Source organism: Ruminococcus sp. RTP21204st1_B2_RTP21204_210225 (assembly GCF_040914135.1).
Lineage (GTDB): Bacteria > Bacillota > Clostridia > Oscillospirales > Ruminococcaceae > Hominimerdicola > Hominimerdicola aceti.
Window position 1 is genome coordinate 13,291 of the sequence record NZ_JBCPGA010000020.1, and the last position, 25,420, is coordinate 38,710.

Here is a 25,420-nt window from a genome sequence, read left to right on the forward strand (position 1 = left end):
TGTCTGAAAAAGATAGCTAAAGGGGATCAATTTATCTATACATGAAGAAAGCCCCTGCAACTGGGCAGGGGCTGGGAGGTAGTAATATGAATAATGAAAATGAACTCCATGATGTAACTTTTAAAATCAGGTATCCTAGCAAAAAGGAAAAAATTTTATATGCGGTAAAGTCCATTTTAATAGATGAGTTGAATATTCTTGTTCAAAGTATTATCACAGCTGCAACATTATGCTTTCTTGCTGAAAACGGATGGTCTATATCTCAAAAAAACAATGTATTAATAGTACTTCTATTCGTTGTATTTTTCATTTCACAAATATTGATGTGTTTAAGAGTTTTAACAGGAAAATACACCTTAAAAGAAATTATAATTAGAGAAGTAAAAGAATGAGCATATTTAAAAGATTGGAAAATCACTATAAAGTAAGAGCTACTTGACATATCATGCGGCTAATGAGCATGAACAGCTGCTGTTATTTTATCCAAATTATAAAAGCACAAAGATATACATCATACATAAAAGTGATGATTCTAAGTGTTTTGAACTTGGTTGCCTTGAAAAAGGTGATGATGAAAAGTTAGGTGTTCCGTTCTATGACGTTTGTGATAACAACTTTGATAAAATGATAGCAAAAATGAAAGGTGTAGATAAGGTAGCTGAGGACTACAGGTTTACAATCTTTTATGACCCTGACTCAGATACTTATTGGATAGACAATTCATTGCAGTTGTTTTTTGAAAATCAAGAAGCTGTCATCGCCACATATTTGAAAGATAATGGGTATGAATTAATTGAAGTATAGCATATTTATTTACAAATTGCAAGCAGTTAAAATAGAAAAAAGCCCCTGCAACTGGGCAGGGGCTGGGGAGGTAAAGACTATGAGTATTTCTGATTTAGTTCTCGACTATACAATGTCATTTGCGTCATGGTGGGTGATTTGGGAATTATGGACTGGTGATCCTCTATATGCTTGGCGAAGGCAAATTAAATTCATGAAAAATATAAAGAGTAATATCCAAAATAGGATAAAACATTTTAGATAAAAAGGATGACACTACAGGTAATACTGCAGATATACAAAGATGTTTTATGTCACTTTTATGCACAAACTTCAAAAAATATATTGAACTAATGTATATTAGCAAGAGAGAAATTATGTAGTATGCATAAATAAATACAATTAATAAATTTTGTTTAAGAAAACCATACAATGATCTATCGGTAGTCATAGTGCTTAATGCATTTACAAATCTTGCATTTATGTATTCAAAGCTTTCACAGTTTATTATTAGATCTGCATCTTTAAATGGATTATAGCAACAGGCTACACCTACAACATTGGCTACTATAGTCAAAAGAGCATATATCAATATCTTATACCATTTTTCGACATATAACCTATGTCCGTTTTCGTAAATAATGTTATAATCAACGCAGCAGCAACTCAGAGCAATAATAATTTGAAATACTATTGCGGCTACTCTGATATAATAATTGTAATTATAAAATAGGACGAGTATTGGTCTAATAAATGTGAAAATAAGAACTATCAATATTAGATACGCAAGTGAACGATATTGCTTTTTGTTCCTAATTAAATCTATAAAACACACACTACTTGTAACAAAACTTATGATAAACATAACATTTTTTATCATAAAATACACCTCGAGGTAAATGAAATGAAAATATTATACTATCTTTGGGCTGCATTTAATATATATAATTTTATCCATTTGATAATTTACAAACACAAGCATAAAAAATAGCTACATTAGAATTATATCACAAAATATGCTAAGTTGCAATAATAGGCACATACACCTAACACAGGTGTAACAGACAGCGACACAGACGGCAGAACAGCACTTGGCAGCATTGCGATAATTCTCGCAGGCACTGCATTTTTTATGTTCAGCAGAAAAAAAGAAAGATAATTGATGCTGTCTGAAAAAAGACAGCTAAAGGGGATCAATTTATCTATACATGAAAAAAGCCCCTGCAACAGGGCAGGGGCTGGGGAGGTAATGCTTGATGAAGATCAGGATCAATAGGTCTTGCAGAAAACGCCGTCAAGATCGCTACAACGGTATGGGACGCTGCCTTTGTATTGAGCCAAAGCGTTTATGCAATGAAAGCAAAAAGCTGATAGTTGTTGACCCTATGTCTAATGTCATAGTCGTGACAAAGGAAAAAGATTATGGAGCTAAAAATGAATGAGTATAGATACTTTATAGCAGACGATAACAAAACAGGAACTCTGATTTGCAGTAATGAAATAAAGGGCGAAGATATGCTGCTTCTTGTCGGATACGTTATCTACTTTTATAATGCAGCGTCCGTTGATGATATCGTAGACAAACTTGTAACCATGTATGGCTTTAGTGTCAGGAAAGAACATATTACAGCTTTTGACCTCAACACTAATCCTGATACACCTTATACATACTATGACCTTATCGATGAGGGCGGCTATTGTGAAAGTGATGGATATATGTACTCCGATATTGACAGAATAAAGAAACATTTTTCAGGAGAAAAATCGCAGAAGATGTTACGCACTATCGGTCGATTTAATGCTAAGAAAGGATGAGATTCTTGTCAAATTATAAGCAATTAAGGTTTACCATTTCAAGAAATGGTGACAAGGCAAAAACTGTTCTCAAAACTTCATACGATATTGTAAGTTTACCATACTTGCTAACATATGTTATGGGACTCTTTTTTGAGGAATATGCGAACGAAGGCGTTGGCTTTAGCACAAGTGAGCTTACTAATATGCTTTTGACTATGTACCCAAAAGATTTTGCGGTATCAGCGGAACAGGCGGAACTTGTTCTTGATGATTTAGAAATATGGGAAAGAAACTGCAGTTCATATGATATCATAAGAACAATAGGCGTTTTTAAGCCAAGAAAATTAAATTACTTTGAACAGCTATTTTGTGAATTAAAGAAACACTTCAAGCAGAATGGGTTTCATGCCGTGTATGCCGAAACAAATGAAGAAAGCCTGATTATTTTTTACAGACCCCAAAGTAATCAAAGAGTATTCGGAATACGAAGAAACTGTTATTCAAAAAATGGCAATAGCATAGAAATTGGTCTTTTAATAAATGAAAACACATTTTTGTGGTTTAAGACAGCAGCTATCGTTTCCTATAAAAAAAATTTAAAATCGATATTCAATGATGTGATACAGGAAATAAATAAAATCACTATTGATGAAAAAGCATTGCCACAAGATATTTTTCTTAATCCTTATGTGGCGTGTTTGGAGTATCTAAGCAAATATGGGTATTCAATAAAAACTATAGAATGGGAGTAAAAGCAATGAAAAAACTCAAAAAACATTTCTTCTCAAAGCTTGCAAAACTACGTAAAAGGAATAGTGATAGACCACAGATGTATAACTTGAAGGGAATATCTTCTGACGGAAAAGTTGTGGAGTTCCCGTATATTTCTGCTGATAAATGTGGAGTAATCAATATAAAAGGACTTCCTGTTGGAACATATAAGTTCACCGAAGTTATAAATGACACACAGCAATAATAATCGCAAACACGAGCGTGTGAAGAAATTCATACGCTCTTTTATTATATAAAAATTATGGAGAATATTCAAATGAAAAAGCTAATCAAGCGTAATTTCTACAACATCACTTTTATTATCGCAAATGCAGTCAACTCGATAATTGTTGTCAATAACAAAGCAGATTGGTCAATTCCGTCAGAGTATATTAAGGCAAGAATACTACCGATTATGATACTTCCTGCACTTATGGGATTGATCTTTATATTAGCTGAAAAGAGAAAAGAATAAGGAGCTTTTGGAACGGCTGCTGTGATGTTCAGCCGAAAGCGAAAAGAAAGGTAATTGATACTGTCTGAAAAGGCAGTAAAAAAGGGATCAATTTATCATACATAAAGAAAGCGCCTGCAACGGGGCAGGCGCTGGGAGGTAGAGTGCTAGCAATCCTTGTATATATAATATTCGTAAACTTTCTCTACAATAAAAGGTGTATATGAAATCAAAAAGAAAATCAGTTGATACCACAAAATTTGAGCAATCACATACTCCAAAGCATAGTCAATACTTGTGTGGATTGACATAATAACAGTTAATAAATAAAGAACTGCAACATAAGGTAATATCATATTTTCTATATCATATGTGTTCTTTATAAGACTTTTATGTTTGTACAGCAAATTTTTGTCTGTAACATTTGATTGATGTATATCTATTGTGAAAAGCAGAGAATACAAGCTTTCAAGAAAAATGCCAAGACAAATCAAAACAACAATTATGGCATAGTTATATTGTATACAGATTTTTATAATGTCATACGAATTGTCATTACTAAACAAAAATTTATCAAGGTTCAGCTTGAAATCTCTATCAATTAAGCAAAGCTGCAACGCTAAAGATATGACAATAATATATATACCATTCTTTTTAGGAACACCGAAAATACTTTTTATTAAATCAATCATCTTTATCACCACCTTTCACTTATAAAGTATAAATGTTATAGACAAATCGGTCAAGAGGTATTTATGAAACACAACTATGAATTTGTAAATTTCAAGCTATTAATGCTTTCGCTGTTTGTATTTGCAGGCATTATCACTGGTATCAGGGTAGTGTTTGAAACAAACTTGGAAATGCAAATTAAAATATTCATTTCTTGGTTCTTTGTTAAAGCACTGATAATACTTGCAAATATAAAGTACATAAAAAAATGCTTTCATAAGCTGTCCGTAAATGGTGATAGCTGTTTCAGCCAAATTGAGATGTTACGCAATACATATATAATAGGGTGTGCTGTTACTGCTATAGTGTTATTAGTCTTTTGCAAAATATAAGAAAACGAGGAGGTATAAAATATGATAAAACTAAGAATACAGGGTTTACCCGATGAGGTCGAGAAGTTTTCCGAACAGCTGAAAAAGGACGGCTATCACTTTTTGATGGAGAGTGATGACTATCCTAACAGAAATTCGGAGTATGTAAGAAGATATGTGGAGGTAATGCTTGATGAAGATCAGGATCAATAGGGCTTGCAGAAAACGCCGTCAAGACCGCCGCAGTGGTATGGGACGCTGCCTTTGTATTGAGCCAAAGCGTTTATGCAATGAAAGCAAAAAGCTGATAGTTGTTGACCCTATGTCTAATGTCATAGTCGTGACAAAGGAAAAAGATTATGGAGCTAAAAATGAATGAATATAGATACTTTATAGCAGACGATAATAAAACAGGAACTCTGATTTGCAGTAATGAAATAAAAGGCGAAGATATGCTGCTTCTTGTAGGATACGTTATCTACTTTTACAATGCAGCGTCCGTTGATGATATCGTAGACAAGCTTGTAACCATGTATGGCTTTAGTGTCAGGAAGGAACATATTACAGCTTTTGACCTCAACACTAATCCTGATACACCTTATACATACTATGACCTTATTGATGAGGGCTGCTATTGTGAAAGTGATGGATATATGTACACCGATATTGACAGAATAAAGAAACATTTTTCAGGAGAAAAATCACAGAAGATGTTACGCACTATCAGTCGATTTTCCAAAAGAACATTTTCCTAGAATCTGTTAGTATACAGTTGTAATATATTTTATCGTCAGAAACAAGTTTGTTTGACACACTATGATTAGTTGAATAGTAATAAATGTTTAAGAAAAACACAATCAAATTTTATTCTTTATGAATTTCTTAAACACAAACAAATAGATCACTAAAACAGATGGAAATATTAAAAATAATAGCTGATATTCCCAAAAATGCGAAAGCAGGTAATGAACTATATATTGGTAATTCTTATGAAATGACACAATCATCACGAGAAAACATAACATTTTAATTGCATTAACTAGACGGTATCTAGTAACCTTTTTGTACGGTTTTAAATCAAAACACACAATGGATTTGTCATATATAGTCATATCAATATTATGTTTACGTGATATTGAAATAATTATATCACTAACGTGCAAGAAAAACCACCAGCAGAATAATAGCCATGTAATCAAGTATACAAGAACTGTCAAGCCCATAAGAATTGGATATACCCTTGCGTCCTTAAAAATTACCGGATCAAGCATTGATTTTAAATCATTGTCAAATGAACACATTAATAATGCTAACAATACAAAAATCGATAATTTATAATTGTTGTAAATATTATTTATGATATCTTTTATAACGTCCATTATAAATACGCCTCCTTTCATCTATAAAGTATAAATATTATAAATTGAAAGGTCAATACAATATTTTTTACAAAGTTATAAACTTACACATACATAAGTGTGTCACAGTGACACACAACTTAAAATTGCAAACACGAGCGTGTGAAGAAATTCATACGCTCTTTTTATATACGAAAGGAGAAACACCATGAATACTGAAACGCCAAAGAAAAGCAAATTTGATATTTTGGAAGAGATAATGATAAACTTTCAAAATGATTACGAAGCAGATAATGCTCAGACCCATTGGGTGAAAACCTACAAAGAGCAGAAAGAGCGATTAATTCAGCTTCAAGAGGAAGAATATGAACTGCAAGCGAATGTAATTGATGACGCTCACGATCTGGGTTTTGTTGAAGGAGTAAGATATGCTCTCAACATCATGGATATGACAGACGCAGGAAAGAATAAGGAGCTTTTGGAACGGCTCTTAAATATTCTTGAAAAATAAAAGAGGGGGAACTTAAATGGATAAGCACGATAAGTATGAAGTTGTAAAACAAGCCTGGTTTGAAATCAATGAGCATCTCAGAAACAATAAGCAGGATTACATTGAGTATCTCAAATTTTCCTCAAAAATGTATAAGCAGCCGTATTCAGACGCTGTGTTAGTATTCCAGCAGGATAGGAATGCAACAAAGATCGCTGAGTATAAGAAATGGGGACGACTGGGGCGATATGTAAGACGTGGTTCTCACGGCGTTGCTGTTTTTGGCAAAAATCACACTTGCAGATATTTATATGACGTCACTCAGACAGGCGGCAAAGAGTTGCCTGAGATGTGGACACTTACTGACCGCAATACAACTGAGCTACTCAATACGCTTAATAACCGATACAATATAAACGCAGGATCGGTCAAAGAATGTATCGAAGCAATGACAGCAAACAGTATTAATTCTGCGCCTATTGCTGAGTCAGTACAAAATGCAATATCTCAAATGGGACTTGACACAAAACAGGCTGAGGTATACCGCCATTCACTGGATTCTGTGGTGCAGTTCGTTGTTTCTCAAAGATGTAATCTTTCAGGTAAAATAAATCTGCACGCCGATGTTGATGTAAGCGCTCTTGACCTTATCAAAAATGCAAGAGATATGATTCTTTTCAGCAGAGCTGTTCAGCACGCTGCCAAAGACACGCTGTTTGAAATTGAAAAAGAAGTTATCGCAATTGACCACAAAAACGAAGCTCTTGACAATGCCAAAACCGCAAAGCAAGAAAGCACATCGGATAGGGTTGATGATATACTCCAAGACCTTATAAAGCTTAAGTTTTCGCAAGAACAGATACTTGCATTAAAACAGGCTGTGGTGGCAGCTGCACAAAATGGTGAACATAACATACGGCATTGGGTAAGCGTCCGATATTCGCCCGACGAACTGCGGCATATATCATCTTTATTGTCTGATTATTATGCTCAGAGTGTCATTGAGCAAACACTCGATCCAAAGGGCATACTCAATGATTACTATACATATGTAAATGAGCTCAATGGTCGGCTGAAGCTGTCAGATATGTTCTCTCACCATGATTATAGTGATGAACAAAAAGCCATGCTGCAGCAGGGTTTTTCTGAGGGAATTTCTATTACTGTTCTTAACGAGGTCGATGAACGGCTAACTGTAGACGAGATAAAAACATTCTTTGAGATGTTTCATCAGGCAGTTGACGGACAGATAGATCCACATGATGTTCAGATATATCTTGATAAGGCTGTAATAGAGCATTCAAAGAAGAACGTTCAAGCGGTTGAAGCTCAGGATAACTCTGTTGACACAAATTCAATTGGAATTGTCAAGGGTGAAAAATCATTTGCTGAACAGGTCGATGATGTACTTGCAGGAAACGCGAACCGATACAATGACTTGAAAGTATGTGATACACCTCAAATATTGCTTGACGTTGGCTGTGAGCAACTTCCAATGTTTTATACGAAACGGCATTTGCATGACGCTCTCAAGCCGAAAGGAAATACAGGTGAAAGCATACATTACCACGGATTGAACGCAGAACAAATCAAAAAAATGCCCATGTTACTTGAAAATCCCGTGATTATATATGATTCCCTTTCGAGAAATGATAGCATAATAATCGTAACATCTGAACTTGACAACGAAAAAATGCCTATCATTGCTGCTATAAAGCCAAATGGCAAAGCTAAATATGATTTAGAATTGGTCGAATCCAACTTTGTAATGAGTTTTCATGGCAGAAACAATTTTGAAAATCAAATTAATCGTGCCGTAGAACAAAACAAAGTTCTTTATTACAACAAAGAAAAAAGCCAAGAACTGTTCAGTGTGCTTGGGCTACAATTGTCCAAGGGCTTAAACATTCTTGACTCTAATATTATTATACACCAAAGTCGCAATATTGTCAAGGGTACGCAGCAGGAAAATATTGAATACAAGAATAATTCTGTTACTCAACAGGACAAAAAAATAGAACCATCAAGAATTATAGGTTTGGCTGAAAACCAGCTACGCCCTGCTGTTCCTAATAGCTCTACAAGCAGTATAACAGACTCCTCTGGAGTTGTCAAGAGTGAAAAAACATTTGCTGAACAGATAAATGATGTTTTAAATGGCGTATTCCCAAAATACTCAAATCTAAAGGTTTGTGATACACCACAAATTCTTGTGGATATCGGCTGTGATCGGCTTCCTATGTTGTATACGCAAAGGCATTTAAAAGACGCTCTACATGAAAAATCCCCGAACAATGCACATTGGCACGGCTTAACACTGGAACAGATATGTAATATCCCACATCTTTTAGAAAGCCCTGCCATAATAATGGACTCACTTTCTCCAAACAAAAGTGCTGATAAAAGTATAGTAATTTGTTTAAATAACGTTGATAATGATAATGCACCGATAATCGTAAGTGTTAAACCAAATGGGCAAGGCATTTATGAAATGGAAAATGTATCATCAAACTTTATCACAAGTATTTATGGAAAAGAAAATGGGTTTGCAAACTATGTTGAACGTGCTGCAAAATCAAATAATATTCTGTTTTGGGACAAAGAAAAAAGCCAAGCACTGTTCTCGTGTCAAAGGCTCCAATTGCCTGAGGCGATAAACAATCTTGACTCTAATATTATTATACACCAAAGTCGCAATATTGTCAAGAGTAAGCAACAAGAAAATAGTGCCGATATAAGTTCAAATGATGTTAAATCATTCACTACTTTATCCGAGCCTACGATAACCTGTGAATGGAGCGAAAGCAACTACTTTGAGGACGGCAAGACCTACAGTGTTGCAGAATTTGACTCGCTCATGGAACAGGCTGACAGTGAAATGGTGGCAGGAGCAAAGGCTGCAATAGAGAAGTACGGTTCAGCAAAAGCATGGTATGAAGCAGACGCTGATGACGAATTCTCACAGTTTATGGGCTATGATAAGGTCAAGTTTACTATCAATATGCCTGACGGACAAACGATCACTGAACGCCAGGACGCAGGTGACGGATACGGCGGCGTTATTGATTTTCTGAAAAGATACTCAATTTACAGCTCGATCATACCTGAGCTTGAAGCTGCAAAAGCCGCACATATGGCAGACCTGGTCAATGAAGTGCCTACACCTACAAATGAAACACAGCCTGAAATAGACAAGCTTTTGGGCAGGCTTAAGCTTGATTGTGATTACTATCTGAAAACAGGTGCAGAAAAGCACTTGTGGGCAGAAACAGTTGAAAAACAGATAGCTAAGATCAATGAGCTGTATGAGAAAATGCCTGAAAACGCCTACTTCACCAGAGAACAGATTGATGATTATGAAAAGAAAATGCTGGCAATCAAAAATGGCGAGGTCGAAAAACCTATACCATATGAAACGCCTACAATTGCTAATAATGTTCTGTCTGAAGAAAAAAAGACAACACCGCCTGTTTCTGAAAGCGTTCCTATATCTGTTACATCTGATGAACAGATTTCACTCTTTGAAACACCCCCTGCTTCTGAAACCGTCACTATACCTGATAAAGATGTCAAAACCGAAAAGGTAGAAAAGCCAAAGAAAAATGTCAAGGCAAGCACATACCACTTTGACCCTGACAATGTTGTTGTGGGCGGAGCTGCTGCTCGATGTGACGCAAATATAGCTGCTATTGAAACATTGCTGAAAATAGAGAGTGAAAAGCGGCTTGCGACACCTGAAGAACAGAAGATAATGGCTAGATACTCAGGTTGGGGCGGAACTGCTCAAGCTTTTGTTGCAGATAATGAGAATGTTTCTGCTGACAGTTGGGGAGCAAGGCAGACTCGCTTAAGAGAGCTTCTGACCGCTGATGAGTATGGTGCTGCAAGATCATCAACACTGACAAGCTTCTATACGCCGCCAGAAGTCATAGACAGCGTATATCTTGCTTTGGAAAGATTTCAATTTGAGGGTGGAAACATCCTAGAGCCTAGCATGGGCGTTGGAAACTTTTTTGCAAAAATGCCTGATGAAATGAGGGCAGATTCAAAACTTTACGGAGTTGAGCTTGACAGCATTTCAGGACGAATAGCCAAGCAGCTCTACCCTGAGGATAATATCCAGATAAAAGGTTTTGAAAAAACAACATTCAAGAATAACAGCTTTGATGTGGTCATAGGTAATATACCTTTTGGAGATTATGGCATTGCAGACAAATCCTATGACAAATACCACTTCAAAATTCATGACTATTTCGCCGCAAAAGCAGTAGATAAGGTAAAACCTGGAGGAATTGTTGCCATTGTGACTTCAAAATTCACAATGGACAAGAAAAATGATAAAGCAAGAAAGTATCTTGCCGAACGCTGTGACCTTTTAGGCGCAGTAAGACTTCCCTCTGGAACGTTTAAAGACGCAGACAGTGTTACAACAGATATTATCTTTCTGAAAAAAAGAACAACAATGACATCTGTTATACCAGACTGGGTACACGTTTCAGAAACAGCCAACGGCATTCCTTGCAATCAATATTTTGTGGATAACCCTGATATGGTACTTGGTACTATGGCGTGGGACGAGCGTATGCGAGGAAAATATGGTGCAGACAGCAAGGTAACGACCTGCTATGCAAACAGTGACACTCCCCTTGCACAGCAGCTCATAAATGCCATTTCAAAAATAGACGGCGTTATTGATACTGTGGAAACTGAGCTTGACAATGGGACAGCTGAGATACTCCCTGCTGATCCAACTGTCAGGAACTTCACTCATACCATTGTTGACGGAGATCTTTATTTCCGTGAAAATGAAGTAATGGTCAAGGTCACAGAAACAGGCAAATCGCTTGAACGCATGAAAGGGCTTCATACTCTAAGGCAAGCAACTATGGAGCTTATCAATGCCCAGGCTGACGGCTGCACTGATGAACAGCTTGCAGAGCTTCAGAAGAAGCTCAACAGCACATATGACAATTTCAGAACAAAGTTCGGAAACATTACGGACAGCGCCAATTCACGCTGCTTTTCTAATGATGATGACTACAATACTTTAGCAGCACTTGAAGTTGTCAACGTGGAAAATAAGACAGTTGAAAAGGCTGCAATATTCACAAAGAGAACGATACTTCCAGATATTCCAGTTTCAAAAGTTGATACAGCACTAGAAGCACTTCAAGTGTCAATGGACAGATTGGGCAAGGTCGATATTATCTATATGTCACAGCTCACAGACACTACGCCTGAAAAGGTTATTGCTGACCTTGGTAATGAAATATTCAGAGATCCTGCCAAAGTTAAAGACAATGACCCATATTCAGGCTATACGGAGTCATCTGAATATCTGTCAGGCAATATTCGTGATAAGCTGAGAATAGCCAGAGATCATGCGGAACATATCGACAGCAGCTACAACAAAAACGTAGAAGCACTGATGAAAGTTGTGCCAAAAGACCTTGAAGCCAGCGAGATATCCGTAAGGATCGGCGCTAACTGGATCGATGTTGCAGATTATAATAAGTTTCTAAATGAGTATGCACACGCAAACACCTATTACTACCCTGTCACAAGAACAAAGCTTGGAGAATACAAAATAGAGGGTAAAACATCTGATCGCTCAGTTGCTGCCACTGAAACATTCGGAACATCAAGAATGAACAGCTATCAGATATTTGAAAATCTTCTTAATCAGCGTGATATTTTAGTTCGTGACAGACGAGAGGAGGGCGATAAGGTATGGTACGAGATAAACACTAAAGAAACACAGATTGCAAAAGAGAAAGCTCGACTAATGAAAGAAGCGTTCAGAACTTGGCTGTGGGAAGATATGGGCAGGCGTGAAAAATACGTTGCAAAGTACAACTATCTGTTCAATTCCATAAGGGGCAGAGAGTATGACGGCTCACATCAAACCTTTCCAGGCATGAACACATCAATAACGCTGCGGAAGCACCAATCAAACGCCATAATGCGTGCAAAGCTTGGTGGAAACACGCTATTTGCACATGAAGTTGGTGCAGGAAAAAGCTTTGAAATGGTTGCAACTGTAATGGAGAAGAAACGTCTTGGTCTTATAAACAAAGCCTGCGTAGTTGTACCAAAGCACCTTACGCTGCAAATGGCGAGTGAGTGGCTGCGGCTATATCCAAATGCAAAACTGCTTGTGGCAAAACCTGAAGACTTTACCAAAGCCAATAGAAAGCGTTTTATTGCAAGATGTGTTACAGGTGACTATGACGCCGTGATAATGTCATTTACTCAGTTTGAAAGAATACCTATGTCGGACGAATATAAAGAGCAGTTCATGCAAAAAGAACTTCACGATATCATGAGTGCGATATCCGAAGCAGGGAGAAAGGATAAATCATCAGTAAAAGCCCTTGAACGTCAGAAGAAAAACATAGAGGAAAGGCTTGAAAAGCTGCTTTCTTCTCCAAAAGACTCATCATTGTGTTTTGAAAAGCTCGGCTTTGACTATCTAGTGTGCGATGAAGCACATAACTATAAGAACTGCTTTGTTTCTACAAAAATGTCAAATGTGGCAGGCGTACAAACAACAGCAGCACAAAAATCAGAGGATATGCTGATGAAAACTCAGTATCTCAACAACAAGTACGGCTGCAACAATATACTTTTTGCCACAGGTACACCTATAAGCAATTCCATGGTGGAATTTTACGTTATGCAGCGTTATCTCAGACCAGATCTTCTCGAAAAAGCAGGATTGCAGAACTTTGACGATTGGGCAAGCACATTTGGTGAAGTTGTATCGCAATTAGAGATAAAGCCTGCAGGAAACGGCTTTCAAATGAAAAATCGTTTCAGCAAATTCGTAAACATACCTGAGCTTATGCAGATGTATAAGGAATTCGCTGATATTCAAACAGCGGATATGCTGAAACTTCCTGTGCCAAAGCTTGAAACAGGCAAGCCGATAGTAGTGACCTCAAAGCCAGACGAACGTCAAAAAGCATACATGAAAGAGCTTGCCACACGTTCTGAAACGATACACAGCGGTACTGTCGACCCACGGCAGGACAATATGCTGAAAATAACTCATGAAGCACGCTTGCTCGGTCTTGACACTAGATGTATTTTCAAAGACGCTCAGCCTGCACCAGACAGCAAAGTGATGAAGCTTATCGATAACCTCGAAAAGAACTACAAAAACACTATGACAGAAAAAGGCGTTCAAATAGTATTCTGTGATATCGCTATCAACGAGGACGAAACACACTTCTCTGTGTATAAAGCTATAAAACAGGCACTTATGGAGCGTGGAATACCAGAGAAAGAGATCTGCTTTGCAGGCGACGCAAAGACAGACAAGGCTAGGGACGAAATGTTCAAAAGCCTGCGCAAAGGCGAAAAACGTTTTATCATCGCAAGCACTTCAAAGCTTGGAACTGGCGCAAATATTCAGGATAGGATCTGCGCAATTCATCACCTTGATATACCGTGGAAACCATCAGACCTTACCCAGCAGGACGGACGTGGAATACGTCAAGGCAATATGTTTGCTGAGGTAGCAATATATCATTACCTCACTGAAGAAACATTTGACGCATACATGATGGGCATTATAACAAACAAGGCGAAATTCATAAATCAGATCTTGACCTCAAAAAGCCCTGCAAGAGTTTCAGAAGATGTTGACGAAATGGTACTTACATACTCCGAAATGCAGGCTATAGCAAGCGGTAATCCTATGATAAAAGAGAAAATACAGCTTGACAATGATGTTGCAATGCTGAAAACCCTTGAAGCAGAACACAAAAAATCAATTTACAAAATGCAGGAGTTGGCAGAGAAAACTTTGCCGAAGCAGATAACACATTACTCTGAACTTCTCGCAAAATCCAAGAGTGATATGTCTAAATATCAGGAACAGCAGGCGCTGAACAAGGAGTTTGAAATGACAATAGGCGGCGTCAGATACGATAAGAGAGAAAATGCAGGAGAACAAATTGCCGTGGCAATGGCAAAATGTACTGCCACAGGTGAGCCTATAGAGCTTGGAACGTATCGTGGCTTTAAAGTCACAATAGAACGAAATCCGTCAGCAAATACATTTTTTGAGCTTGATACGCCTTGTATCGCTGTTCTCCACGGAGAGCTTACTTATTCATGTGACGTTGCCACAGATAATGGCGTGGGAAATGTCAGAAGAATTGAAAATCTTGCAGGAATACAGATAAATCAGAAGCTGTGTTCTCTTGAAGAACAGCTTGAAAAAGCAAACAAGGATCTTTCAGAAGCTCAGCAAAATATGCTCAAACCATTTGAGCATGGTCAAGAATTAGCCGAAAAGACAAAACGTCTTGAATATGTCAATGCACAGCTCAGTGGAAATTCGCAGAATAAAAACCACACTCCTGAAAGTGCTATAGAATTTAGGTTTCACAACAATAAATATCAGGCATTGATCGGCACTAATGAAAAATCAGAATGGTGTGATGTAGTATCAAAGGGTGGCAAGCTCATCGCTTCATCAGATACAAAGATCTATAATCTGTCTGAAAAAGAAAGCGATCAATTCCGCAGCTATGTGTTTAATGGCGGCAAAACTGACACAAGCAAGAATAATTCCTTACTGGAAAAGCTTAAGCCAAAGGCGCTTAAATTATAAAACATTGAGAGGAGGTGAGGATATATGATAGACAGAAGATACGAATCAGGCGAAAGCTTTGTCATGTACTCTAAAGAGGAGCTTGAAGCCGCACAGCGAACAGATATGGTCACATTTCTCGAAAGCCACGAGGGTTTCAACTTTAAATCGTCAGGCGGTTGGTATATAGGGATAGAGCATGACAGTCTTAAGATCAATCCAGACCGCTATACCTGGCACTGGTATTCAAGAGATCTGTTTGGAAAAGGTGCTATCGACTGGCTCTGCAAAGTTGACGGATATGGTTTCAAAGATGCTGTAGCACGACTCATAATGAGAGGAGGTGAGGGTATATGATAGACAGACGATATAACTCAGGCAAACAGTTCGTTATGTATTCAAAAGAAGAGATCGAAGCAGCAAGGCACACCGATATGGTAAGATTTCTTGAGCAGCACAAAGGCTTTTCCTTTAAGACCTCAGGCGGCTGGCTTATATGCAACGAACATGACAGTCTTAAAATCAACCCCGACCGCTATACATGGCACTGGTATTCAAGAGATCTGTTTGGAAAAGGTGCTATCGACTGGCTCTGCAAAGTTGACGGATATGGTTTCAGAGATGCTGTATCACGACTCATAGGGGATAGCTGCAGTATACGAGCCTCACCCGATTTAAAAGCCAATGAGCAGCATTATCCGAAAAAAGTTAAGAAGCCAAAAGCTGAGCTTACACCGCCTCAGCCTATGCAGGGCAAATGCCGTGAGCTTTACGCCTACCTCAACATCACAAGAAAGCTGCCTGCCGATATAATTTCATACTGCGTCAGCAATAAGCTTATTTATCTTGATGTAAAAAAGCGAGCTATATTCTGCGGCTACGATAAGACAGGAAAAATGCGATTTGCCGAGGCGAAAATCACAAATACCTTTAACAAATACTATCCGCAGAATATTGAAGGCAGCACTAAGGATTATAGTTTTTATGTTTCCGCAGTGCCCGGCTCTTATGGATATGACCCTGCAAAGATATATGTGTTTGAGGCTCCCATTGACCTGTTGTCACACGGCGCTTTAATGCAGCTTTCAATGAGAAAACAATGCTCAGCTATCGGTCAAGGGGACAAATACCGTCCTGACTGCTGGCTTGGCGTAAACAGAGTATCCCTTTCAGGCTGTTCTGACATAGCACTTAAGCAAAGACTATCTGATGATCCTCGTATCACACAGATAGTCTTTTGTCTTGATAATGACGAAACAGGACAGCAAGCAACGGAAAAGCTTATGAACAAATATTCACAGCAGTATACCGTTTCAGTCAGCATACCGCCTTACGGCAAAGACTGGAACGATACACTCAAGGCTGTGGTGTCAGCACATTCAAAACTAACAGATAAAACAAAAACGGAGGAATGAATTATGAAACTGAAAGAAAAAATCAAAGAAAAGAGCATAAAGCTTAGTGCTCGTATATTCGGAATTATGACAGCTTGTCTGTCATCAGCCATTGCAGCCTTTGCCGATGTTGAAACAGACGCAACCTCAGGTGTATGGGCTTCGGTCGCCACCTGGATCACCAAAAACAAAAATGGGCTTTCCATTGCAGCCAAAGCACTGCTTGGACTGTGTCTGGTCGGCGTTGTTATATGCCTCGGTGCAAGCGGCAAAAACGGCATATCCTCAGTCAAGGGATGGCTTATCGCTATCGGCGTGGCTGCTGCCCTGCTCGTTTTCGGTGACGCTTTCCTTGACTCAATATATGTAGCTTGATCTGCACGGACACATAATTGTGTGTGTCCGTAAAAGCGTTATTTTTAACGTTTTTACGGGCATACACAGATAGACAGAAAGGAGTATTATTTTGAAGTACATGAAAAGCAAAAAGGTATGGTATCAGCTTATATTCATCACCGCCATTGTTATGAGCGGCTGCGGCAGTATACAGGCTTGTGCAGCAGAACTGGGATATACAGGGTGTTCCTCAGAGATTTTGAAAATGGTAACAATAAAGAATCATTTTCGTGATCTGTTGATAAATATAGAATTTAACATACTGAGTTTTCTTTGTGATGTGATAGATTACTTTGATAAGGCTGTCAAAACATTACTCAAACTCAATTTCTTCGACTACCTATCAGATGAGTTTAGCCTAAGTCAAATGCAAACGATTATTCTGTCTATTATGAGCCTTGCACTCGTTTTTGGAGCGTGTGCTCTCGTGATATTCAGAAATAAGATCAAAGTGTCTGATTTTTTGATGAGTATTTTGGTCTCAACTATACTGCTTGTAGCATTTCCGGCGTTCATATCTTCTTGCAACTCACTTCGCAGCAAGGGTATAACAACAGCGCAGAACATAAAGATCAATGATCAATCTGAACAGACAACGGTCGACAAAGACGGCACAGTCACTGTCGGAACATTGGGCAAGGATCTTCTGGCGTCGGGAATATATGACGTTGAAAACAGCGTTGATAATAAGAAGATGATGACTTACCTCGATACTGTGGGCAGTTCAGGAAATGTAAAGGACATTCAGATAACAGGTGGAATTGAGCCTGACTATAGCAAGTCTTGGACTACCCGTTATCTTACAGATATACATGACGTATATCCTAAGCAGAAAAAGTACAATAGTCTAACCACAGAGAATATGATGTCCCTTTTAGGACTTGAAAATGAATATAATGTTCTAAAGAATGCAAATGGAGAGCTTATACTCAGTGCAGATTATGGTGCAAATATGCAGGTATACTGTTCTGTATACAGCACATCAGGCTCAATATACGGAAGCGTTCTGTCTGAAAAAGATTATGAAACATTTTTGTCAGCTTCTATTGGTGACGCTTGTCCTTATGGTGCTACACTTGGAGATCTGCATTATCCAGACGGCAGCAGGATAACAAATGTCATTAACTATAATACATATCTTCGTGACCTTATAGCAAACCACCCTGCTGTAGCTGCCGCAGGCAAAACGCAGGAGGTAGGAGCAAACGCACATACTGTTGAGGAAGCACTTGACATTATCAAAGATGATGTTATAAGGGAGCTTAACATAGCGGCAAATACAAATACCGCCAAAGATGCAGAACCAGTAAATGCAGAATATCAATCTTTTCCTCTTTTTGACGAGGAAGATTATGATGATCTTAATTCGGTAGAGCAGATCATACGCAGAAATATAACCAGCGGCTACACGGTTGACTGTTTATATTATTATCATATCGACTTCTGGTCAACCTTTGTGCTTATGCTTGCAGTGGCTATCTGCCTTATTTTCAGCGGAATAAAAATAGCAACTACGCTATTTGAAATAATGTTTGCACAGCTCATTACACCCTTTATCATAGCAACAGACCTTAACGGCTCAGGCAGAGCTAAAAAAGCTATCCAGAATATGCTGCTTTCAAACATAATTCTTATGATAGTTGTAATTCTTTTAAGAATATACATAGCCGTTATATGGGGCATAAAAGGTTCGGAATACGGCAGCAATTTTGCGGTAATGCTCATAGTTATAATAGCAGGCGCAAAGTTTGTTATAGACGGTCCAGAGGTGTTGACAAAGCTGTTTGGCATTGACGCAGGAGTTAAATCAGGTGCAGCCACAATGATGGCAATAAATCAATCAATGCAAATGGGCAGTTATGCCACAATGGGACTTGCTCGTGCAGGCAGCACAGTTATCCACGGTGCTGGAAGTGTTGCAAAGCATACCGCAAGCAGTGCTGTTGGTGCAGCCAAAGGCTTTGCAGGAGGAATTTACGGTGGCGTACAAGGAGGCTCAACTGTACCCGGAAAGATAGGAAAAGCCATAGGCGGTGCGTCGGCAGGTACTGTTGCAGGAGCGGTCGGAGGTGCTTTCGGACACACTGACGCAGGAGCAAAGGCAGCTTATGCAGCAACAAATCCAAGCTCAATAAAAGATACATTCTCAAATGCAAAAGACAACATTGCCAATAACGTAAAAGAGTCTGTAGGAGAGGGCTTTTCATCAGGCGGCGCAGGCAGCGCTTCAAAGGGTGCTGACGGAAAGGACGGCTTAAATGGCACTAACGGCATGAATGGAGCTAAAGGCGACAGAGGTGCGCAAGGCGCAGCAGGCAAAGACGGCACAAATGGAACTGACGCAAGAGCCGATAACAACAATGGAAACAGCAACAATAACAGCAATAATAACGGCACATCTCAGCCTGCCCGTGGCAGTGGCTTTGACGCCCCAACACCATCAGGTGAAAATAGCAACAATGCCGCAAGCAAGAGCGGCAGCGGTTTTAATATTCCAAATCCTGCAAGCAGCAATAACGCCAGTGCAGGAAACGGCGGCAGCAGCTCTGACGCTCCAAAACCGACAAACAGCAGCAACAGCAGTGAGCCGAATAATAACAGCGGCAGCGGCTTCAATAAGGAAGGAGAAAACTAAGCTATGGGAGTAGTACCGAAAAAAACTAAAACGGAGCAGCGTATATTTAGACACATAAACCTTACCAAAATAGTTGGCTTTATAGTTACTCTTTTGGTAGCCTCGCAGTTATCGGGAATGTTGGTCAGCTCTAAGCTTGGCATTCCTTTTATCATATTCTGTGGCGCAGTGTTTATTATTATGAGCGGCAAAAGCCCCTCTGACCCCTGCAAATGCTTTGCAGAGGCTTGGCTTGAGTGGCTCAGCTATCTTATGACAAATAAAACGCTGCATAAGCACAAGGAAGGAGAACAAAATAATGAAAAAGAAGTCATCGACATTGAAAAGTAAAATCGAAACTTCCAAAGGCTTTGCGAGAGAAAAAAAGACCAAAAAGCTGAAAGATGATCCGTCAAGCATAATGTCACGTCTGTCATTTGAAAGCATACATAACGGAATAGTCGAGCTGAAAGTAAAAGGCAAGCCGCTCAAAATGGGCGTGCTTGCGGTATCGGGAATGGATATATTTGACCTTAATGACTATGACCGCAACACTGTTTTCAATAATTTTGCGAAAGCAACATTATCCATAGGCACAGGTCACAAGTATGTTTTCACATCAAAAACGCCATATCTTGCTAACCAAAAAGCTTTTATAAAATACAAAAGTCAGCAAAGCATAAACAGATATTCCGAATATCTGCTCAACGAACAGTACGAGCTGTTTGACAGCTTTGAGAGCAGCCATTTTGACAGGATGGCGTATCTTTTCATATACTCCGATGACGAGAAGAAAATCTATAACGGTGCACAACGTTTTATCAGCCATATGCGAGATATAGACGTATCGTGGTGTTCCGATGATGAAATAATCGTCACGCTTAACAAGATTATCTGTCTGAATACAGAAAATCAGCAGCTATCTGAAAAAGGCAGCCTGAATGAGATCATTTTACCTGAGAAGATAACTTTTCGACCTAATTACTACAAAGTAAATGATGTATATGCACAGACGATAGTTGTTTATGATTATGCAGCGGAAATCGATGACCTCAAGCTGGCTCAAATGGTAATACAATCTGATGATACCATAGTATGGGATATAAGCATATCTGAAAAGGATAAAGTCATAGATGAGATAAGTGCATCCCTGCGTGAGTTAGAGTCACGAGGAGGAATTATTCAAGATGCTGCCGATAAGATAGATACAAATACCGAGTATCAAAAGCTTGAGATCATTTATCAGAACATAAAAAACGGCAATGAGCAGATATATTATGTTACGCTCAGGTACATTCTGAAAGACGCCTCACTTAGCTCCTTGAGCAAGCGTTCAAAAGAGCTAATCCATGAGCTGCAGCTCAGTGGTCTGTCTGCGTATATACCGACAAATACCACACAGCATGAGTTTCTTTCTGTTATCGATGATAAAAGCAACACTATTCAGACACCGTTTCCTGTTTTTGATACACTGTCAAGGCAGTTTCCTTTCTATTATCAGTCACATATCGATGATACAGGACTTTTCTTTGGATTCACGGAAACAGGCGGTTTGAATATTCTAAACACGTTTAAAAGGACAAAGACCCGTAACTCATTCGATCTGCTTGCGTTTGGTCTGAAGGGCGGCGGAAAATCAGTTACTTTCAAATCAATGCTTGAGGATCAGCTGCTTTTGGGCAATAAAGTAATGGTACTTGATATCGAAAGTGAATATCAGCCTATGGCTAAAGTTTACGGCGGACAGACAATAAAAATCAACAGCAGCTCAAAAATAAATCCCCTTCAAATATGCAAGGTAGTCGATGCAAGAGTTGATGATGAAATCTCACCTGAGGACGAGGCAAGAGAGAATTTTGCCACAGAGATGTCACGAATACGCACATTTATGTCTATGTATATACCTGAAATAGATATGTATACTATGGAAATCTTCATGGATCTTGTGACAGAATGTCTATCTGACAAGGGCATTTTCCCCGAAACAGATATAACACTTTTTGAGCCTGATAAGTTTCCCTGCTTTACCGATGTGAACAACAAAGTCACTGAAAAGCTGTCACAAACGGATTCACTGCCTAAAAGAAAATATGACGCATACTGTAATATACAAGTATACATAAAGCAGCTTTGTGGCAAGGGTGCATACGCCGGTATGTTTGACGGAGTAACGAACATTGATGTAAAAAGCAACGATCTTATCATCTTCGATGTTAAGAGCATCAGTGAAATGGCTGACAATGTTTATAACGCACAGTTGTTCAACATACTCACTATAATGTGGGCTACCATATGCAAAAACATAGGATATAATCAAAACGTTATCAATCCATGGGATATGCGAAACGTTGTGTGCCTTATTGATGAAGCACACCGTTTCATTTCCGTAAAATACCCTCAGGTAACGGAGTTTATAGAAAAACTATGTCGCCGTACACGAAAATATTTTGCAGGGCTATGGTTCGCAACGCAGTCGATACTTGACTTTATCCCAGACGGAAATCTTGCGGCAGCTGGCTCAATCAAGGTTATTTTCTCACTTGTCCAGTACAAAATGATACTCAAACAATCGCCGGAAAGCATTGAAATTCTTCATCAAGCCTTTCCTCGTTTTTCATATGCAGAGCTCAGAGAAAGCACAGCATTTGAACCGGGACAAATGCTTTTGTCGTTGGACTCGGACAGAGATAAGCTCCATTGCAGAAGAATAGTCGGAGCAAGACAGCTATTGTATATGGGCAATGCTCAGGACAGGATCGAGATCATACACAACTGCTTTTCTCATTATTATAATGAGCACACTAAGCAGGAATACGGTCTTATGCTGAGAAAAATGGACGCTGATTATTTCAGAAAATGCTTTCTTGCAGAAACATATTCTTACCTAAAAATCGAACAGCACATAAGCCAATATATCGACACTGTGATCATTCAAATGGTTGATAATCTTATAAAAGAACTTCTTCAGGCAGCTGGAACGGAGGCGACAAGATGAAAGTAGTAAGTCCAAAAGCGAGCAGTAAAATATATATGATATTCACTATTGTTACTGCTGTTCTGGCTGTTTTGTTTCTCACATCCAACAGTTGGATAACCTCACTTACATACAAAAGCAAAAGCAACGGCTATAACAAAACAATGTCACTTAACGGCTATAATATCAAGGTGACAGACGCAGCGTATTACGACAATGTATGCGAATTTGTCATAAAGTGCCGCCTTTCAGGGTCTGACACTGGAGCTACATATCCTGAGGTTACGGCTGTAAATTTTGACGACGACCTTACAGATCATAAGTTCACAGCAGGCAATAAGTATGACGATTATTCAAGAAAGATCACAGTAAAAAATCCGCCGTCGAATTTCAAAATAATGCGTGTGGTTATTAAAACTTCTATGCCTGACACAAAATATGATGACGCATATGACGAGTTTGGTGAGAAGATACCGGCGCACACCGAAAAAGGGAAAACTATCACACTTAGAGTAACTATAGACAGAAAAGATATGCAGACCCACGCCGTGAAAATAGTTCCGGGGTACTCTGAGGAAAGCTCAAATGCGAACACAACAAGCAGTTTATACAACTCTGAAACATCTAAAATCACGAGCCAACAAGCTGTAGCAGTGACAACACAAGCTACAGCACCAACCACACATGATCTGAGTGAAAAGGCTGCCGAAGCATCTCAAACGAGCAGGACTACCACGGAGAAACGACAGCCTGCAACAGCAGAAATGAACACGCAGCCTGCCGAAACAAGGGATTGCAATGAGCCTGCATATGCGCCGCCGCAGACCACCGGCACGACACATAAAGAGCCTGCATATGCACCACCGCAAACCACAGCAGCAACACATAATGAGCCTGCACAAGCTGAAACCACCACAACACAGGCAAGGGTATATTCCATAAAACTCACAACAGAATTTGAGTACAATGACGTTCAGATCAAGATAGGCGAGCACACTCAGCTTCGTGCAGAAGTCAAACCCGATAACGCCGTAAATAAAAACGTAAAATGGGAAAGCAACCGTCCAGACATAGCAACAGTCGACAGTAATGGAAGGGTCACAGCAGTTGCAAAAGGCAAAGCTATCATATCCGCAGTAACAGAAGATAAGGGCTTGCAGGCAAGCTGTATGGTGACCGTCAAGGAATAGAAAAGAGGTAATAAAAATGCTATTTAACAACTCGTCAAATAAAATAAGAATCATAGGATTCTTGGTTTCAGAAGTAAAAATCATCAATGCCTATGCAATAGAATTTCTTATAGCCGTACCGAGAAAAGTCAAAAAAGGAGAGCAAGGATTTAATGATGTTTTCACTGTATATGCCAACGAGGCAAGCACGATCTCCTTTGCAAAAAATCATTTGCACAAAGGCTGTGTAGTAGTTGTAAAAGGAGAACTGAGGACCTTTACGGACAAATCAGTGAAGATATGCAGCAGTGATATAACCATTTCGTCACAGAACAAGTGAGGTGAAAACGTTGGAGAATATTCTTTTTGAATACCCGGTACGAGAAGATAACGGTTCATTAGATGAAGAATTTCAGGTATTAAAAAAGCAGCTAACAAAGCTTAAATATGCCGTGATGATATCATCTTTTTGTGCATTGGCGATGTATTTTTTATCTGCATTTTTTGCAAAAGCAGAACTGATTTTTTATTTTCTGACAGCACTTTTTGTGTGTATCGCAATGATAACAGGCAAAATTTTTGTGCGGTATCCTAAGCATCTTTTGCACATAAAAGCTACAGAAAATGAACTGCAGCTTGCTTACTATAAAGACAAAAAAAGCACACACACCTTTACATATAGTGAAATAGAAGAAATACATTTTGCAGATAAAAGTTATACGGCTGTCTGTATTAAACGTGAGGGCAGAAAGCCGATATTGTTCGAGCTGAATAAGGATACACCTGAGCAGGGCTTTTTCCTTTTTACTATTCAGAAAATACTGCCTGCTGTTTGCAAAACAAACAGCAAAGAGATAGTAAAAAAATATGGTGATGAAGATGATTATTACAACAGAATTTACGAGGGGAATAATTAAAAATGGATATAAAAATAAGAAATATCTCTCCACAGGTCATAAGCGAGATAGACAAAATAGCCAAACAAGAGGGTGTTTCGCAAAACACCCTTTATAATAAAATCATTTCTGACTATGTCAAATGCAATGACGATTTTGTTATAAACATACTTCCTGCTATCGTTCGCTCGCTTGTAAACAGCGAGCTTGAACGCTTATCTGAGGGAGCAAAAACAACGATAAATAATGTGTATATTGCAGCACAAAAAATGATGAGTACAACAGAAAAAATCGAAAATCTGCTTACAGAAACGCTTAAAAATTCTGAAGAAAACTCAATTACAAATGATGAAATTTTGCGGATACTCGAAATTTCAGACAAAGATAATTCATAAACAGGGCGGTTTTGTTTACACAATAGAAATATATACAAATTGTTACAGCAGTAAAAGTATATACTTTAGATATACTTTTACATAATAAGGGATATTTAATATATCCAAAAGATATATCAAGCAAAAAAGCGGATATAAAAAGGATATATAATTGAAATGTCTACCAAAAAACGTATATCAAAAAGATATACTTATAAGTTGCATGGGGGTCATGGCAGCACACTTTAAACCTCGGTTTTACCGAGGTTTACAAACGGCGTGGGGGTCACGCCTTTATGCTCTTG

Annotated in this window: 23 protein-coding genes; 22 read left to right on the forward strand and 1 reads right to left on the reverse strand. The window is 38.6% G+C overall.

Annotated features, from left to right (window positions below):
* Window positions 1-86 precede the first annotated feature (86 nt).
* The 7 genes from AB5123_RS08495 (at window position 87) to AB5123_RS08525 (ending at window position 3,826) form a co-directional block, all read left to right on the forward strand.
* Window positions 87-392, forward strand: coding sequence for a hypothetical protein (locus AB5123_RS08495; RefSeq protein WP_117924619.1), 306 nt, complete (start codon window positions 87-89; stop codon window positions 390-392).
* A gap of 43 nt (window positions 393-435) precedes the next feature.
* Window positions 436-804, forward strand: coding sequence for a hypothetical protein (locus tag AB5123_RS08500; protein WP_368364700.1), 369 nt, complete (start codon window positions 436-438; stop codon window positions 802-804).
* A gap of 1,235 nt (window positions 805-2,039) precedes the next feature.
* Window positions 2,040-2,225, forward strand: coding sequence for a hypothetical protein (locus AB5123_RS08505; RefSeq protein WP_038672345.1), 186 nt, complete (start codon window positions 2,040-2,042; stop codon window positions 2,223-2,225).
* On the forward strand, window positions 2,218-2,598 hold the full coding sequence (locus AB5123_RS08510; RefSeq protein WP_256320658.1) for a hypothetical protein: 381 nt from the start codon (window positions 2,218-2,220) through the stop codon (window positions 2,596-2,598). Before AB5123_RS08505 ends, AB5123_RS08510 begins: the two co-directional genes overlap by 8 nt.
* 5 nt (window positions 2,599-2,603) lie before the next feature.
* A complete protein-coding gene (locus AB5123_RS08515) occupies window positions 2,604-3,332 on the forward strand; it encodes a hypothetical protein (protein ID WP_329963924.1) in 729 nt (242 codons plus the stop codon).
* Window positions 3,333-3,337: 5 nt separating this feature from the next.
* Entirely contained in the window at window positions 3,338-3,556 is a 219-nt protein-coding gene (locus tag AB5123_RS08520) for a hypothetical protein (RefSeq protein WP_368364701.1), read from the forward strand.
* Window positions 3,557-3,628: 72 nt separating this feature from the next.
* Window positions 3,629-3,826, forward strand: coding sequence for a hypothetical protein (locus AB5123_RS08525; protein WP_118124563.1), 198 nt, complete (start codon window positions 3,629-3,631; stop codon window positions 3,824-3,826).
* 146 nt (window positions 3,827-3,972) lie between these two features.
* Here AB5123_RS08525 and AB5123_RS08530 read toward each other — a convergent pair whose 3' ends face one another.
* On the reverse strand, window positions 3,973-4,497 hold the full coding sequence (locus AB5123_RS08530) for a hypothetical protein (RefSeq protein WP_329963926.1): 525 nt from the start codon (window positions 4,495-4,497) through the stop codon (window positions 3,973-3,975).
* A 393-nt stretch (window positions 4,498-4,890) separates the two neighbouring features.
* On the opposite strand from AB5123_RS08530, the gene AB5123_RS08535 reads away from it, so the two are divergent.
* The 15 genes from AB5123_RS08535 (at window position 4,891) to AB5123_RS08605 (ending at window position 25,136) form a co-directional block, all read left to right on the forward strand.
* Complete coding sequence (locus tag AB5123_RS08535; RefSeq protein ID WP_195550926.1) at window positions 4,891-5,061, forward strand: hypothetical protein; 171 nt, start codon at window positions 4,891-4,893, stop codon at window positions 5,059-5,061.
* On the forward strand, window positions 5,042-5,227 hold the full coding sequence (locus AB5123_RS08540; protein ID WP_278649821.1) for a hypothetical protein: 186 nt from the start codon (window positions 5,042-5,044) through the stop codon (window positions 5,225-5,227). Before AB5123_RS08535 ends, AB5123_RS08540 begins: the two co-directional genes overlap by 20 nt.
* Complete coding sequence (locus AB5123_RS08545) at window positions 5,220-5,603, forward strand: hypothetical protein (protein WP_368364703.1); 384 nt, start codon at window positions 5,220-5,222, stop codon at window positions 5,601-5,603. Before AB5123_RS08540 ends, AB5123_RS08545 begins: the two co-directional genes overlap by 8 nt.
* A gap of 811 nt (window positions 5,604-6,414) precedes the next feature.
* Window positions 6,415-6,717: a hypothetical protein gene (locus AB5123_RS08550; protein WP_287209008.1), complete on the forward strand. Its 303-nt coding sequence runs from the start codon at window positions 6,415-6,417 to the stop codon at window positions 6,715-6,717.
* Between the two features lie 16 nt (window positions 6,718-6,733).
* A complete protein-coding gene (locus AB5123_RS08555) occupies window positions 6,734-15,319 on the forward strand; it encodes an LPD25 domain-containing protein (RefSeq protein WP_368364704.1) in 8,586 nt (2,861 codons plus the stop codon).
* Between the two features lie 24 nt (window positions 15,320-15,343).
* Window positions 15,344-15,655 (forward strand): hypothetical protein, encoded by a 312-nt coding sequence (locus AB5123_RS08560; RefSeq protein ID WP_302414106.1) that lies wholly within the window; start codon window positions 15,344-15,346, stop codon window positions 15,653-15,655.
* The gene (locus AB5123_RS08565; RefSeq protein WP_302414107.1) at window positions 15,652-16,713 is read left to right on the forward strand and encodes a toprim domain-containing protein; all 1,062 of its coding nucleotides are present in this window, start codon (window positions 15,652-15,654) and stop codon (window positions 16,711-16,713) included. Before AB5123_RS08560 ends, AB5123_RS08565 begins: the two co-directional genes overlap by 4 nt.
* Before the next feature lie 3 nt (window positions 16,714-16,716).
* Window positions 16,717-17,067 (forward strand): hypothetical protein, encoded by a 351-nt coding sequence (locus tag AB5123_RS08570; RefSeq protein WP_038672360.1) that lies wholly within the window; start codon window positions 16,717-16,719, stop codon window positions 17,065-17,067.
* A gap of 91 nt (window positions 17,068-17,158) precedes the next feature.
* Window positions 17,159-19,723 carry a hypothetical protein gene (locus AB5123_RS08575; RefSeq protein ID WP_329963928.1) on the forward strand — a complete coding sequence of 855 codons (2,565 nt, stop codon included), beginning with the start codon at window positions 17,159-17,161 and terminating at the stop codon, window positions 19,721-19,723.
* A gap of 3 nt (window positions 19,724-19,726) precedes the next feature.
* Complete coding sequence (locus AB5123_RS08580) at window positions 19,727-20,053, forward strand: hypothetical protein (protein ID WP_118124570.1); 327 nt, start codon at window positions 19,727-19,729, stop codon at window positions 20,051-20,053.
* Window positions 20,022-22,697, forward strand: a complete 2,676-nt coding sequence (locus AB5123_RS08585; RefSeq protein WP_329963929.1) for a hypothetical protein — start codon at window positions 20,022-20,024, stop codon at window positions 22,695-22,697. The genes AB5123_RS08580 and AB5123_RS08585 overlap by 32 nt, the downstream gene beginning before the upstream one ends.
* Window positions 22,694-23,866 (forward strand): Ig-like domain-containing protein, encoded by a 1,173-nt coding sequence (locus tag AB5123_RS08590; RefSeq protein ID WP_329963930.1) that lies wholly within the window; start codon window positions 22,694-22,696, stop codon window positions 23,864-23,866. Before AB5123_RS08585 ends, AB5123_RS08590 begins: the two co-directional genes overlap by 4 nt.
* A gap of 16 nt (window positions 23,867-23,882) precedes the next feature.
* Window positions 23,883-24,185: a DUF3217 domain-containing protein gene (locus AB5123_RS08595; RefSeq protein WP_117934552.1), complete on the forward strand. Its 303-nt coding sequence runs from the start codon at window positions 23,883-23,885 to the stop codon at window positions 24,183-24,185.
* A 10-nt stretch (window positions 24,186-24,195) separates the two neighbouring features.
* Window positions 24,196-24,762, forward strand: coding sequence for a hypothetical protein (locus AB5123_RS08600; protein ID WP_329963931.1), 567 nt, complete (start codon window positions 24,196-24,198; stop codon window positions 24,760-24,762).
* A gap of 2 nt (window positions 24,763-24,764) precedes the next feature.
* Window positions 24,765-25,136 carry a hypothetical protein gene (locus tag AB5123_RS08605; protein ID WP_329963932.1) on the forward strand — a complete coding sequence of 124 codons (372 nt, stop codon included), beginning with the start codon at window positions 24,765-24,767 and terminating at the stop codon, window positions 25,134-25,136.
* The last annotated feature ends 284 nt before the right edge of the window (window positions 25,137-25,420 follow it).

What these genes read in the sequence shown, in the direction of transcription:
- AB5123_RS08495 (WP_117924619.1), top strand. Translation starts at nt 87, where the DNA reads ATGAATAATGAAAATGAACTCCATGATGTAACTTTTAAAATCAGGTAT.
- AB5123_RS08505 (WP_038672345.1), top strand. Translation starts at nt 2,040, where the DNA reads ATGAAGATCAGGATCAATAGGTCTTGCAGAAAACGCCGTCAAGATCGC.
- AB5123_RS08510 (WP_256320658.1), top strand. Translation starts at nt 2,218, where the DNA reads ATGAATGAGTATAGATACTTTATAGCAGACGATAACAAAACAGGAACT.
- AB5123_RS08520 (WP_368364701.1), top strand. Translation starts at nt 3,338, where the DNA reads ATGAAAAAACTCAAAAAACATTTCTTCTCAAAGCTTGCAAAACTACGT.
- AB5123_RS08525 (WP_118124563.1), top strand. Translation starts at nt 3,629, where the DNA reads ATGAAAAAGCTAATCAAGCGTAATTTCTACAACATCACTTTTATTATC.
- AB5123_RS08530 (WP_329963926.1), bottom strand. Translation starts at nt 4,497, where the DNA reads ATGATTGATTTAATAAAAAGTATTTTCGGTGTTCCTAAAAAGAATGGT.
- AB5123_RS08535 (WP_195550926.1), top strand. Translation starts at nt 4,891, where the DNA reads ATGATAAAACTAAGAATACAGGGTTTACCCGATGAGGTCGAGAAGTTT.
- AB5123_RS08540 (WP_278649821.1), top strand. Translation starts at nt 5,042, where the DNA reads ATGAAGATCAGGATCAATAGGGCTTGCAGAAAACGCCGTCAAGACCGC.
- AB5123_RS08545 (WP_368364703.1), top strand. Translation starts at nt 5,220, where the DNA reads ATGAATGAATATAGATACTTTATAGCAGACGATAATAAAACAGGAACT.
- AB5123_RS08550 (WP_287209008.1), top strand. Translation starts at nt 6,415, where the DNA reads ATGAATACTGAAACGCCAAAGAAAAGCAAATTTGATATTTTGGAAGAG.
- AB5123_RS08555 (WP_368364704.1), top strand. Translation starts at nt 6,734, where the DNA reads ATGGATAAGCACGATAAGTATGAAGTTGTAAAACAAGCCTGGTTTGAA.
- AB5123_RS08560 (WP_302414106.1), top strand. Translation starts at nt 15,344, where the DNA reads ATGATAGACAGAAGATACGAATCAGGCGAAAGCTTTGTCATGTACTCT.
- AB5123_RS08565 (WP_302414107.1), top strand. Translation starts at nt 15,652, where the DNA reads ATGATAGACAGACGATATAACTCAGGCAAACAGTTCGTTATGTATTCA.
- AB5123_RS08570 (WP_038672360.1), top strand. Translation starts at nt 16,717, where the DNA reads ATGAAACTGAAAGAAAAAATCAAAGAAAAGAGCATAAAGCTTAGTGCT.
- AB5123_RS08580 (WP_118124570.1), top strand. Translation starts at nt 19,727, where the DNA reads ATGGGAGTAGTACCGAAAAAAACTAAAACGGAGCAGCGTATATTTAGA.
- AB5123_RS08585 (WP_329963929.1), top strand. Translation starts at nt 20,022, where the DNA reads ATGAAAAAGAAGTCATCGACATTGAAAAGTAAAATCGAAACTTCCAAA.
- AB5123_RS08590 (WP_329963930.1), top strand. Translation starts at nt 22,694, where the DNA reads ATGAAAGTAGTAAGTCCAAAAGCGAGCAGTAAAATATATATGATATTC.
- AB5123_RS08595 (WP_117934552.1), top strand. Translation starts at nt 23,883, where the DNA reads ATGCTATTTAACAACTCGTCAAATAAAATAAGAATCATAGGATTCTTG.
- AB5123_RS08605 (WP_329963932.1), top strand. Translation starts at nt 24,765, where the DNA reads ATGGATATAAAAATAAGAAATATCTCTCCACAGGTCATAAGCGAGATA.